Here is a 13,076-nt window from a genome sequence, read left to right as displayed (position 1 = left end):
TACAAAAATAGAGTGTATAATAGGAATGTTGACTTGATAGGAAAAAGAGAGAAGCCTTATCAAGCAAAGGAAGATGGAGTGGAGAGTGTGTACTGAAAGTGAAATTGTCCAGCGGCAAAAATAAACATGTTTTTCGAATGCTTCTAGAAGAATATCTAGAATGAAAGTAGGAACATTATGGAAAAGAAAATGAGGTTTGGCATCAAATCCAAAATTATTATTGGATATTTAATTGTTATTGTCTGTTTATTTATTGCATTTATTGTTTTAAACAGTCAAATTTCATCTTTGCAAAAAGAGCGAAATTTTATCATTGATCATGATATTGAAGTCCATGATCTGACCAATCGAATTGAAAAGCACCTGCTTGATATGGAAACCGGACAAAGAGGCTATATTATTACAGGAGAAGCGAGTTACTTAGAACCTTATAACAGTGCAGCAACAAGTTGGGAAAAAGATTATAATGCGCTGTATCAGCTTCTAAATAATAATCCAAATCAGCAGGAGAAACTGGAGAAGATTAAAGGAAGTATTCAAGACTGGATTGAAGCTGCTGGTGAACCGACCATTGCATTAAAAAAAGAAAATAATACAAAAGAGCTTCAGCAATTTTTTGAGAAAGATCCTGGGCGCCAGTATATGGACGATATACGCAGCCAGTTTACTTCTTTTAGAAATGTAGAGAAAAAATCGACTGAAACAAGAGCAACAGAGTTAGACGAGAAAAATCAAAAAATTAAAATTGGACTTTACGGTTTGCTGTTATTCGTTACGCTTATTTCACTTGCTATCGCTATTGTGTTGTCTAATTCTATTGTGAATACGATTAAAGAAGTTACGCAAACGATCAAACGAATTACGGCTTCAAAAGGCGAGTTAAAAGGAAGAATTAAAGTTCGATCTAATGATGAAATTAAAGATTTAGGGCTAGCCACGAACGCGTTGTTAGAAAATATTGAAGAGCGAAACTGGCTTCAAACGAACATTGCTCATGCTGTAACGATGTACCAAGGCATAGCATCTGTAGACAAGCTTGCGGAAAAATTTCTCTTTACGGTTTCAGAAATGACACAAGCTTCTTTCGGAGCATTTTATGTTCGAGAGGAAAATGATAAAGGAAACTTATTCGTCAAACAAGCTGCTTTTGCAGATAGAAAAGGCGACGCGGGAAGAGAGAGCTTTTTGATAGGCGAAGGGCTCATTGGACAAGCTGCTTTAGAGAAAAGAACCTTTGTCATAAACGATGTACCTGACACGTACCAGCTCATTACTTCAGGATTAGGAGACGTAAAACCTAAGAGTATTTTTATTGTACCCGTCTTGTTTGAAGATGAAGTAATTGCTGTTATCGAGCTTGCATCGCTGCACGAGTTTACAGTTTTAGAGCAAGAACTTATTAGTCAAGTGATTGAAACGTTTGGTCTCACTATCAATGGCGTAATTAGACGTATGGAAATTGCTCGTCTATTAAAAGAATCTCAGGCGATGACAGAAGAGCTCCAAGCTCAGTCTGAAGAACTTCAAACACAATCAGAAGAACTGCAAATGCAGTCTGAAGAGCTGCGTATGATTAATGAACAGCTAGAAGAAAGAACAAAAGACGCAGAAGAAAAATCGTTTGAATTAGAGGCTGCAAAAGAAGATTTAGAAGAAAAAGCGCATCAGCTGGAGTTGAATTCTCAATATAAATCTGAATTTCTTGCTAATATGTCGCATGAGCTTCGAACACCACTTAACAGCATTCTTATTCTGTCTGAAATGCTTGAGGAAAACGCAGCTAAAACGCTATCTGAAGATGAAGAAGAATACGCTCGTATTATTCATTCTTCAGGAAAAGACTTGCTCGCATTAATCAACGATATCTTGGATTTATCAAAAGTAGAGTCTGGAAAACTAGATATTTTACTAGCTGAGATGAATATGAGTGAGCTTCCAGATCAAATCGAACGTAATTTCAGCCACGTTGCTGAACAGAAAAACGTACAATTGAAAATTAATAAAGCACAAGATGTACCGGACATCATTCACACAGATGAAAAGAGATTCCAGCAAATTGTGAAAAATCTTTTATCAAATGCATTTAAATTTACGGAATCGGGATCTGTCACAGTATCCATTCAACGAGTAGCTGACCATCGTCTTACAACAGCTATGCGTACAGTTGATACGGATTGCTGGCTAGAAATAGCTGTAGCTGATACAGGGATTGGTATACCAAAAGAAAAGCATCAGCTTATCTTTGAAGCGTTTCAGCAGGCAGATGGAGCTACGGTCCGCAAGTACGGAGGAACGGGACTTGGCTTATCTATTTGCAGTGAGTTTGCAAAATTATTGGGCGGCTGGATTTCTCTAAGCAGTGAAGTAGGAAAAGGAAGTACGTTTACGCTATACCTTCCTAGCCTCTCTAATGGTCTTATTGACTATGAAAAAGTGAATTTTGCATATGAAGAAGTAGCGGTATCTGTAGAAGAAGCTGAACCTGAAGCAGAAATAACTGAAATTGATCATCCTGTACAACCAGTTGAATCTTCACTGCAAGATGGTGAAAATGTGTTTCAAGATAAGCGAGTGCTCATCGTAGATGATGACCAGCGCAACATCTTTGCCTTAAAAACTGCGCTAGCTAAACAAGGTATGACCATTATGACAGCTCATAACGGAATAGAGTGTCTTGAAATGATGGAAAATAGTGAACCATTTGATCTCATTTTAATGGATATTATGATGCCGCAAATGGATGGATATGAAGCCATGCAGAAAATTAGAGGAGAGCTAAAGCTTGTTGATTTGCCTATTATTGCATTAACCGCTAAAGCGATGAAAAACGATCGTGAAAAATGCTTGGAAGCTGGAGCTTCAGATTATATCAGTAAACCTTTAGATTTAAATCAGCTGTTCTCCGTTATGCGTGTATGGCTAGTAAATTAAGCGGGGTATGAAACATAAATGGATATGAAGCACCTAGATTTAAGTGAAGACTTAGTTATGAATAAAAAAACAGATTTAGAGATCGATTTACTGCTGACGGCTATTTATCGATTAACGGGATTCGATTTCAGACAGTACGCTAAATCTTCTATTTGTCGCCGAGTCTATAATCGAATGAAAATTGAACGTATTCCAACCGTGTCTCGATTGTTAGAAAAAGCGATTCACGAAGAAGAATTTATGAATCAGCTTTTAAATGATTTTTCAATAAATGTAACAGAGATGTTTCGCGATCCAAGCTTTTTTAAAGCATTTCGCACAAAAGTGATTCCGGTATTAAAGGATTATCCGGAAATTCGCATTTGGCACGCTGGCTGTGCAACGGGCGAAGAGGTATTTTCTATGGCGATTCTTTTAGAAGAAGAAGGGTTAATGGATAAAACGGTCATTTACGCAACCGATATGAACGAAGATGTATTAGAAAAAGCAAAACAAGGCGCCTTTTCTTTACGTAAAATGAAGTCATATACAAAAAATTATATTCAAGCCGGGGGAAAAAATGCCTTCTCGGAATATTATCAAACGGATCATCACTATGCATATTTTCATCCGTCGCTGTTAAAAAATATTATCTTTGCTCAGCATAATTTAGTCACGGATCAGTCATTTAATGAATTTCACGTCATCATTTGCCGAAACGTCCTTATTTATTTTACAGCTCAGCTGCAAAATCAAGTGTATAATTTATTTTCAGAAAGCCTGTGTGTAAAAGGGTTTCTTGGGCTTGGCGATAAAGAAACGCTTCGCTTTGCTGAGGGAGCAGCTTCTTATATTGAGTTTGCAGGGAACGAGCGCATCTATCAAAAGCAATAAAAAAAGACCTCATTGTGAGGTCTTTTTTATTATGCTTGTGCTTGAATCATAAGCACGCACATGTCATCAGGCTGATTTAACTTTTGTTCTTCTGAGAAAATTTCATTCATAAATGCCTGCGGATTTGTCCATTTTTGTTCAGTAAGTTGTTGAAGACGAAGAGCAGATTCATTTTCGCAAGGGCCCATCGATTCAAGAGCTCCGTCTGTAAATAGCAAAATTTGCACATCGTTCTCAAAGCTGACAACAGATTTCTGAACGTCCATTTCTTCAAAAAACCCTACAGGGCAGCTTCCTCGTTGAAGAGGAACGAGCGTATGTTCATCCACTAACATATAACCTTCTGGGTGCCCGGCATTCACATATTCTACTGTCTTGGCTTCCGTATCAATCACTAAATAAATAGCAGTGAAATAGTAAGGGATTTCATCTTTTTCGCTGTGCAATAATTCCATGTAGCGATTCAACTCTGTAATAACCTGCTCAGGGTCTATGAGGGACTTGATAGCTTCTCTGAGCACAGACGAAATAAACATACAAACAAGCGAGGCAGAGATGCCGTGCCCCATCATATCAAAAAGAATAATACCGTACCGGTGCTCGTCAATTTTGTGCCAATAGTACATATCACCCGCTAATTTAAAAGAAGGATAATATGAAACTTCCATTTGAATATCTTTCTCTCGTAAAGGGGGGCTGAGTAAGTTTTGCTGTACGTGCGTAGCTAAATCTAACTCAGTTTGAATTTTCTTTTCATGTTCCGTGTGCCAGTCAATTTCTGCTTTAAGGCGTAAGGCTACCCGCATACGAGCCAGCAGTTCCACTTTATTAATCGGCTTTGTGACGTAATCTGTTCCGCCAGCGTCTAGAGCTTCTACTAATTTGCTGCTGTCTTCTAGGGCTGTGACAAAGATAATTGGAATATGTTTTAAGCGTTCTACCTGTTGAATTCGCCTGCAGGCTTCGATTCCATCAATTTCGGGCATCATAATATCAAGTAAAATCAAATCGACCGAATTCGTTTTTGAGTTCTCATCGTCCAGGTTAAGATAGTCAAAAAGCGCATGGGCAGACGTAAGAGACACACAGTTATCGTAGCCAGCGCCTTTTAGAATTTTTTCAATCACAAATAGATTGACTTGATTGTCATCTACGAGCAGAATGGTCATGCTTTATTTCCCCTTATTATGTTTGAAGACTATTGATTGAGTATGTAGTTTTCAAGCATTTTTTATACTTTTTCTGTTTTTCTATTTATCTATTATACAGAAAACACAGCGTTTAGGGTATTTTTTAAGATTATTCTTTTCTATTAAAAAAGTCACTTGTCCCCAGAAAAGGAGACAAGTGACTTTTTATAGCAACTTGTATAACGCAAATATCCCGAAAGTCAGTACCACCGCTCCCGAAATACGATTTACCCAGATCAAGCTGTTATTCGTAAACTTCGACCGGGCAAGACTAATAGCAAAACTGAGCGAAAGCCACCAGCAGGCCGATCCTAAAAATACGCCTGCAACCATTGTCAGCGCAGAAGCAACATCAAATGCTGATTTACTAATGCCTACACCAGAAAACACGCCAATAAAAAATAAGATCGTCATTGGATTCGTAACCGTTAAAAAGAGAACGGATGTATACGAACGAAGCAACCCTTCTCCTTTAGCAGCAGCAGCGTGCTCTGCAGGTTGAGAACGAAAAGTTTGTACACCTAAATAGCATAAAAATAATCCCCCAATCAGCTGAAGCCAAATCTTTTGGGTTAATAAAAAGGTTGTAATGAACGTTAAGCCAAACGCAGCGATGCATCCATAAAGAGCATCTGCTGTAGCTGCTCCCAGCCCGGATACAAACCCGTGTAATCGCCCTTTAGATAACGTGCGATTGATGCATAAAATACCAATGGGACCGACGGGAGCAGCAACGGAAAACCCAATCACTAACCCCTTGAGAAAATAAAATAAGTTCATCTTTTATGTTGCTCCTAAGAAGTTTTTCTTTAGTATAGTACAAAAGCAATCATGAATGAAGGAAATTTTGATAAAGTTTTTAACGCATGTATTTAGTCTGGTCGGGTACAACATAATAGGGTGATAGAAAAAACATCATTAGTGAATTTGTTTTAATCATTAAAAAGTTCAAAAACTAAATTATTTTACACAGAAAATTAAATGTAGTAAAATAATTCACTGTTACATATATAGAAAGATCTACCACTATAAAGTAGTCATTCGTAATGAGATGAAGAGAGGTTAGTCATCATGAGTAATCTGTTTGCAAAAAAAGATGTTAATAAGCTGTTAGAGGAAAATGCAGCAAAAGAATCAGCTAAGACACTAGGGTTATTTGATGTTATTTTGATGGGAGTAGGAGCAACCATTGGGACAGGAGTTCTGGTTATAGCAGGACTAGTTGCCGCCAGGGATGCAGGGCCCTCGGTCTCCGTTTCATTTATTATTTCTGCAATAGCCTGTATTCTTGTTGCGTTGTGCTATGCAGAATTTGGTTCAGCTGTTCCAAGTTCAGGAGGCGCATATACATACATATATGTTTCATTAGGGAAATTTGTAGCGCATTTAATAGGGTGGTCCATTGTGGGATGCTATACGGTGTCTTTAGCGTCTGTAGCAGGCGGATGGTCTTCTTACGTAAATAATGTGCTTACTGAGTTTGGTATTAGACTTCCTGAATCGTTAACCGCCATACCGAGCGACGGAGGTATCATTAACCTTCCGGCAGTATTTATTGTGCTGTGCATGTCGTTTTTATTAACAAGAGGGGTAAAAGAAAGTAAAAAAATAAATAACTTAATGGTTTTAATCAAGATAGGTATTGTTCTTTTATTTGTAGCCGTCGGCGTCTTTTTTATTCATACAAATAACTGGCACCCATTTACTCCTTTTGGTGTGAAAGGAATCTTTGCAGGCGCAGCTTCCGTCTTTTTCGCTTATAACGGATTTGATGCCATTTCTACTTCGGCAGAAGAAGTGAAAAATCCGCAAAGAAACTTGCCGCTAGGTATTTTGATTGCACTGAGTGTTTGTGCAGTCATTTACGTAGTCATTGCATTAGTATTAACAGGGATGGTTTCTTATAAAGAGCTAAACGTGGGCGATGCGTTATCATATGCGCTCAATAGCGTTGGACAAGAATGGGCAGCGCTTATTGTATCTATAGGAGCAGTTATTGGTATAATGGCCGTCGTGTTTGCTTATTTGTTTGTTGTGCCTCGCGTACTGATGTCAATGAGTCATGATGGATTATTGCCCTCTCTTTTTTCAAAAGTAAACCGAAAGAACAGTGAGCCTGTTATATCCACATGGCTTGTCGGCGCATTAGGCGCGATTGTAGCTGGTTTTGTTGACTTAAAACAGCTGGCGGATTTAGCCAATATGCTAGCGATTGTTACGTTTGCTGCCGTTTCATTTTCAATTTTGGCTCTGCGAAAAACTCAGCCTAATTTAAAGCGCGGTTTCAAAGTACCTTTTGTGCCATTCATTCCGATTCTTGCTATTCTTTGCTGTATCTTTCTTATGTTTAACTTATCAATGGTAACGTGGATGTACTCAATCGGCTGGATGCTGATTGGCGTCTTTATTTACGTTGGATACGGGAGAAATAAAAAGAGCGTTTAGCAAAAAAAGACTCTAAGCAAACGAGCTAGAGTCTTTTTTGTGTATATATTTCTTTTGAAAGGGATCTATGAACATAACGTAAAAATTAAAATTTTATTCGGGACATATGTCCTTTTTATTTTGGGAAGTGTTATTGTTTAATAAAAAGAAACCGTTATGATGGAGAGGAAAACATGAGGGAAATTACGAGTGAGAAACAGCTGCTGGAGTATATAAATACTTATAAATTAGAGTTAGTTTTCAAGAAAGACTTACTACCGCATTTGTCACTGTATGATGTGGAGGCAGGAGAACGTCTTTGTTCTCAAGGAGATGCGTCTCATTGTTTGTACATACTGGTGAAAGGCAAGGTTAAAGTTTATACCATATCGCCCGAAGGCAAGACGCTTGTTCTTTCCTTTAAACAGCCCCTTGAAGTGATAGGCGATATTGAGTATGTACAGGATGTTGATATTATGAATACGGTTGAAGCCGTTTCACCTTTAGTTGTAATTGGTATACCATACAAACGATTAAAACAGCATGCGAGTGATGATCCACAGCTGCTGACGTTTTTACTGGAAATGCTCACAAAAAAGTTTTGCGCAAAATCGAACTCGCTCAGCTTTAATTTAATGTACCCAGTTGAAGTGCGGCTGGCTAGCTACTTGCTCTCTATTTTTTGTGAAGAATCACATTTGGTTATGGATCAAAAAACAGAAAGCCTAAAAGATATAGCCAATTTAATCGGAACGACTTACCGGCATTTAAATCGTGTTCTTCAGAAATTTGTAGCGCAAGGAGTTATTGAAAAACAGAAAGGCTCTATTATTCTCAAAGATAAAGAAAAACTGAGCTGTCTAGCAAACGACAATATATACGAGTAGAAAAAGCAATAGATTAGTTGAAGGGGAGAGAGAAGAATGAAAACATACAGAACGCTTCTATTTGACATTGATAATACGCTTTTAGATTTTAACGCAGCCGAAGAGCAGGCTTTACAGCTTCTTTTTGCTAACCACAATATTCCGCTGACTGATGAAAGCAAAAAACGTTATAGCTTGATAAACCAGGGGTTATGGACAGCTTTTGAAGAAAATAAAATAAGCCGTGAGCAAGTTGTAAATACTCGCTTTTCTACTCTATGTAAAGAATATGGAATAGAGAAAGACGGAAAGCTGCTTGAAGCAGAGTACCGAACGTATTTGAACAATGGCCATCAGCTAATTGACGGAGCAATTGAGGTAATTAAAAAACTGAGCTGTCACTATGAATTATATGTTGTTACAAATGGCGTATCGGCTACTCAATATAAGCGCCTTCAGGACTCAGGTCTATATCCTTATTTTAAAGAAGTATTTGTTTCAGAAGATACGGGCTTTCAAAAACCTATGAAGGAATATTTTGATTATGTTTTTTTACGTATAAAAGAGCTGTCCGTACATGAAACATTAATTGTTGGAGATTCTTTGAGTGCAGACATTCAAGGCGGGCAGCTAGCCGGTATTGATACGTGCTGGTTTAATCCTCAGGAAAAAAAGAATGATACAAATTGGAATTCAACCTATGAAATAGGAAGGCTTCAAGAGCTTTATACCCTGCTTAATGTAAATAATGAAGTAGCTTCGGTACAAGTATAAAAGTGTATAAATGTTAAAAAACACAAAAAGTGCTAACCTTTTCTTTAAACAAAAAGGGGTGGCGCTTTTTCTATTTTATGGCTTTCACAGGCTTAAAATATGCTAGGGATATCGGTCTAGGTACAGTAATCAATACAAATTTAAACAGTTTTATCCCAAAAGCAATAGGGTATTTTACCAATATCCCAGATAAAGTAAGTAACTAGGAGGTCGTAAAAGATGATTAATGGAAAAAGTTTATCTCGTTCAGGAAAGAGTTCATATAGAAGAGAAACAGCGGTTGGAAAAACAGGAATGGTAGCCAGTGCTCATCCAATTGCAACAGACGCCGGAGAACAGGTGCTAAGAGCTGGCGGCAACGCAATTGATGCAGCAATTGCCGTTCAGTTTGGGCTTAACGTCGGAGAACCGATGATGACCGGTATTGGAGGCAGCGGCTTTTTTATGGTATACCACAATGAAAGCAAAACAACTAAAATTTTTGACGGGCATTCTCAGGCTCCTAAAGCAGCTTATTCTGAAATGTTTCTTGATGAAAATAAAGAAGTTATTCCGTTTAGAAAGCGTTCTACTCATGCAACGGCAATTGGAATTCCAGGGATTTTAAAGGCGATGGAAGCAGCTCGTAAAGAGTATGGAACAAAACCCCTTGCTGAATTAATTGAACCGGCTGCCAAAGCAGCAGAAGCGGGTGTGGAAACAAACTGGGTGCTTGGAGATATTTTAAAAACATATGCCTATCGACTAGGAGAACATGCTAAGCAGCTATATTCTCCAAAAGGCAAGCCTATGCAAGAAGGAGACATGATTAATAAAAAAGATCTTGCTAAAACATTCCGCATTCTTCAAGAAAAAGGTATCGAGGCTTTTTATGAAGGTGAAATTGCAGAAGCCATTATTTCAACGATAAAAGAGCACGGCGGTTTTATGGAACTGTCAGATTTGAAAGAATACCAGATTAAGATTGATGAACCCGTGTGGGGAGATTATAAAGGATACCGAATTGCTTCTTCCAACATGCCTAGTGCAGGAGGAGCTACGGTGCTGCAAATTTTAAAGCTATTAGAGAACTTCGATGTGTCTCAGTACGACGTGAAATCGTGGGAAAAGTATTATTTGTTTGCAGAAGCTATGCGCATTGCATTTTCAGATAAAATTGCATTCTCTGGAGATCCAGCCTACAGTGACATTCCATTAAAAGGGCTTTTAAATGACGAATATATAAAGGAACGTCAAAAATTAATTAATTGGAAGCATAAAAATGAGAAAGTTGATTTTGGCAACCCGTGGGATTATGAGAAAGGCCAAAAAGTGAACGTTGTGCGTCAGCCTTATGAACCTGAACGCGAGCTTAGTGAAACAACTCACTTCACGGTAGTTGACCGCTGGGGCAATATTGTCGCGTGTACATCAACTGTGGAACATCCTTTTGGTACAGGAATTATGGTTAAAGACCATGGATTTTTACTCAACAACGAGCTTACTGATTTTGATGCTATTCCTGGAGGGCTAAACCAAGCGGATGCAGGAAAGCGTCCGGTTAGCTGTAAAAGCCCAACCATCGTTTTTAAAGACAGTGAACCTGTACTCACTTTAGGGTCTCCGGGCGGACCAACCATTGTAGGCTCTGTGTTCCAAACGCTTATGAATGTCTTAGACTATGGAATGGATATAAAAGAAGCGATTGAAGAACCAAGAATTTTTAATAGTACAGGATCACTTATCGGTTGGGAAGCCGGAGTGGATATGAATGCCAAAGGAGAGCTAGAAGCCATGGGGTTTAATTTTGGAGATGAGCCGTTCCCAATCGGAAATGTTCAAGGTATTCAAATTGATAAAGAAAACGGCCGTTTATTTGGAGCAGCTGATTCCAGCCGTGAAGGAAAAGCAACTGGCTTAGACTCTTAATATTAAAAAGATGCATCATACGCTCCCTCTTTTACAAGAAGGGATGGCGTATGATGCATTAAAAAAGATAAAAATAAGTAGGTAAAAAGAAGGAATATTTTTTTCGGAAAACATACTTTAGACCTTTATTAGCATCATCCTAATCTCCAGAAAGGAAAAAGAATAGAACGTTTTCATGTCCGAATAATAAAAAAGAGTACTGATTTTTCAAGATATTGATGAAAACAAAATGATTGGAAAGCATAAAAAAAGGAATAGCGCTTTCAATGCTAGAAAGATAGAGTATTTAATCGTGTAAAGAGTATAAAACGCAACGGCTGGAAAACGTAGTTTGGAATGTAAAAAAAGTCGTACCCTTTTTTTGAAAAACGGTTACATAAAAAGTCTCTTGCACGTAAACTTTGGTCCTAGTTACAGCTCAATGAAAAAGATGAAAATGAGAAATAGCTACATTTGGCACGTTTGACTTTCGTCATTTATCCAAGTAATCTTTTGGTTGAACGGAACCGGTTCTGTTTTCGGATTTTTAATAGCTAATTGAATTAATAAATTTATATTCTTTACTAACCCAAAAGGAGAAAACATATGAAAATGAAACGAGTTGCTAAGCATACAACTGCTGCTACATTGGCTGCAGCCCTACTAGTAGGCGGGGGATACCAAACATTTGCTAAAGGAAACGACAGTAAAGACTTTAATAACAGCTACGGAATTTCGCATATTACTCGCGATAATATGGTGAAAATTCCACAGCAGCAAAACAGTGATCAGTTTAAAGTTCCTGCTTTTGACGAATCAACTATTAAAAACATTGCTTCTGCTAAGGGAAAAGATGCATCGGGAAATACAATTGACTTAGATGTATGGGACAGCTGGCCATTACAAAATGCTGACGGAACAGTGGCGACTTATCATGGATATCAAATTGTGTTTGCCCTAGCAGGTGATCCAAAAGATTCGAATGACACGTCTGTTTATCTTTTCTATAAAAAAGCTGGAGACAAATCGATTGACAGCTGGAAAAACGCTGGAAGAGTGTTTAAAGACAGCGATAAATTCGTTCCGAATGACCCGCATCTTAAAAATCAAACACAAGAATGGTCTGGTTCTGCCACATTAACGAAAGATGGTAAAGTTCGTTTATTCTACACGGATTATTCAGGTAAACAATACGGAAAACAAACGTTAACGACAGCTCAAGTGAACATGTCTCAGCCAAACGATAATACGTTAAAAGTTGACGGAGTAGAAGATTACAAGTCAATCTTTGATGGTGACGGAAAGATTTATCAAACGGTTCAGCAGTTTATTGATGAAGGCGGTTATGACACAGGGGATAACCATACGCTAAGAGATCCTCATTACATAGAAGACAATGGACATAAGTACCTTGTTTTCGAAGCTAACACTGGAACAGAAGATGGCTATCAAGGCGAAGACTCTCTATATAACAGAGCATACTACGGAGGAAACAATCCTTTCTTCCAATCTGAAAAGAAAAAGCTTCTTGAAGGATCTAATAAAGAAAAAGCTTCTTTAGCAAACGGGGCTTTGGGCATTATTGAGTTAAATGATGACTATACGCTCAAAAAAGTAATGAAGCCGCTTATCACATCAAATACAGTTACAGACGAAATTGAACGTGCAAACATTTTCAAAAAAGATGGAAAATGGTACTTGTTCACTGATTCTCGCGGATCTAAAATGACGATTGATGGAATCGGACAAGATGATGTGTATATGCTAGGCTATGTTTCAAATACGTTAACAGGAAAATATAAGCCTTTAAATGATACGGGATTAGTTCTTCATATGGATTTAGATCCTAATGATAAAACATTTACGTATTCTCACTTTGCCGTACCGCAAACAAAAGGTAATAATGTTGTTATTACAAGCTACATGACAAACAGAGGCTTTTATGAAGACAACCACTCTACATTTGCACCAAGCTTCTTAGTAAATATTGACGGTTCAAAAACATCTGTTGTAAAAGATAGCGTTCTTGAACAAGGTCAGTTAACAGTGGATGAAGACTAAGCCCTTTGCAATAGCAACAAAAGAAAATGGTGATTGTAATCACCATTTTCTTTTGTTTTATTCGATGTAG

9 protein-coding genes are annotated in these 13,076 nt (G+C 37.9%); 7 read left to right on the top strand and 2 right to left on the bottom strand.

Annotated elements, in window-relative coordinates:
* Nucleotides 1–177 precede the first annotated feature (177 nt).
* Both ACH6EI_RS16825 and ACH6EI_RS16820 read left to right on the top strand, forming a co-directional pair.
* Nucleotides 178–2,931, top strand: coding sequence for a CHASE3 domain-containing protein (locus ACH6EI_RS16825; protein ID WP_034266623.1), 2,754 nt, complete (start codon nt 178–180; stop codon nt 2,929–2,931).
* A gap of 18 nt (nt 2,932–2,949) precedes the next feature.
* Nucleotides 2,950–3,804, top strand: a complete 855-nt coding sequence (locus ACH6EI_RS16820; protein ID WP_028413962.1) for a CheR family methyltransferase — start codon at nt 2,950–2,952, stop codon at nt 3,802–3,804.
* Nucleotides 3,805–3,833: 29 nt separating this feature from the next.
* Here the strand turns inward: ACH6EI_RS16820 and ACH6EI_RS16815 are convergent, their stop codons facing one another.
* Together ACH6EI_RS16815 and ACH6EI_RS16810 are read right to left on the bottom strand one after the other, a co-directional pair.
* A complete protein-coding gene (locus ACH6EI_RS16815) occupies nt 3,834–4,973 on the bottom strand; it encodes a SpoIIE family protein phosphatase (RefSeq protein ID WP_028413961.1) in 1,140 nt (379 codons plus the stop codon).
* Between the two features lie 186 nt (nt 4,974–5,159).
* Nucleotides 5,160–5,774 (bottom strand): LysE family translocator, encoded by a 615-nt coding sequence (locus tag ACH6EI_RS16810; RefSeq protein WP_028413960.1) that lies wholly within the window; start codon nt 5,772–5,774, stop codon nt 5,160–5,162.
* A gap of 291 nt (nt 5,775–6,065) precedes the next feature.
* Here ACH6EI_RS16810 and ACH6EI_RS16805 point away from each other — a divergent pair, with 291 nt between their 5' ends.
* The 5 genes from ACH6EI_RS16805 to ACH6EI_RS16785 all read left to right on the top strand — a co-directional run bounded on the left by ACH6EI_RS16805 (nt 6,066) and on the right by ACH6EI_RS16785 (nt 13,006).
* Nucleotides 6,066–7,439, top strand: coding sequence for an amino acid permease (locus ACH6EI_RS16805; RefSeq protein WP_028413959.1), 1,374 nt, complete (start codon nt 6,066–6,068; stop codon nt 7,437–7,439).
* A 173-nt stretch (nt 7,440–7,612) separates the two neighbouring features.
* Nucleotides 7,613–8,305 carry a Crp/Fnr family transcriptional regulator gene (locus tag ACH6EI_RS16800; protein WP_099000049.1) on the top strand — a complete coding sequence of 231 codons (693 nt, stop codon included), beginning with the start codon at nt 7,613–7,615 and terminating at the stop codon, nt 8,303–8,305.
* A gap of 36 nt (nt 8,306–8,341) precedes the next feature.
* Entirely contained in the window at nt 8,342–9,058 is a 717-nt protein-coding gene (locus ACH6EI_RS16795) for a YjjG family noncanonical pyrimidine nucleotidase (RefSeq protein ID WP_099000047.1), read from the top strand.
* A 219-nt stretch (nt 9,059–9,277) separates the two neighbouring features.
* On the top strand, nt 9,278–10,966 hold the full coding sequence (gene ggt / locus ACH6EI_RS16790; RefSeq protein WP_099000045.1) for a gamma-glutamyltransferase: 1,689 nt from the start codon (nt 9,278–9,280) through the stop codon (nt 10,964–10,966).
* Nucleotides 10,967–11,551: 585 nt separating this feature from the next.
* Complete coding sequence (locus ACH6EI_RS16785; protein ID WP_028413955.1) at nt 11,552–13,006, top strand: glycoside hydrolase family 68 protein; 1,455 nt, start codon at nt 11,552–11,554, stop codon at nt 13,004–13,006.
* The last annotated feature ends 70 nt before the right edge of the window (nt 13,007–13,076 follow it).

The sequence above is a fragment of the Priestia sp. JSM ZJ58 genome (genome assembly GCF_044383985.1).
Lineage (GTDB): Bacteria > Bacillota > Bacilli > Bacillales > Bacillaceae_H > Priestia > Priestia zanthoxyli.
The sequence above is the reverse complement of the archived record's forward strand: the minus strand, read 5'-3'. Positions and strand labels throughout refer to the sequence as shown.

What these genes read in the sequence shown, in the direction of transcription:
- ACH6EI_RS16820 (WP_028413962.1), top strand. Translation starts at nt 2,950, where the DNA reads ATGGATATGAAGCACCTAGATTTAAGTGAAGACTTAGTTATGAATAAA.
- ACH6EI_RS16795 (WP_099000047.1), top strand. Translation starts at nt 8,342, where the DNA reads ATGAAAACATACAGAACGCTTCTATTTGACATTGATAATACGCTTTTA.
- ggt (WP_099000045.1), top strand. Translation starts at nt 9,278, where the DNA reads ATGATTAATGGAAAAAGTTTATCTCGTTCAGGAAAGAGTTCATATAGA.
- ACH6EI_RS16800 (WP_099000049.1), top strand. Translation starts at nt 7,613, where the DNA reads ATGAGGGAAATTACGAGTGAGAAACAGCTGCTGGAGTATATAAATACT.
- ACH6EI_RS16805 (WP_028413959.1), top strand. Translation starts at nt 6,066, where the DNA reads ATGAGTAATCTGTTTGCAAAAAAAGATGTTAATAAGCTGTTAGAGGAA.
- ACH6EI_RS16825 (WP_034266623.1), top strand. Translation starts at nt 178, where the DNA reads ATGGAAAAGAAAATGAGGTTTGGCATCAAATCCAAAATTATTATTGGA.
- ACH6EI_RS16815 (WP_028413961.1), bottom strand. Translation starts at nt 4,973, where the DNA reads ATGACCATTCTGCTCGTAGATGACAATCAAGTCAATCTATTTGTGATT.
- ACH6EI_RS16810 (WP_028413960.1), bottom strand. Translation starts at nt 5,774, where the DNA reads ATGAACTTATTTTATTTTCTCAAGGGGTTAGTGATTGGGTTTTCCGTT.
- ACH6EI_RS16785 (WP_028413955.1), top strand. Translation starts at nt 11,552, where the DNA reads ATGAAAATGAAACGAGTTGCTAAGCATACAACTGCTGCTACATTGGCT.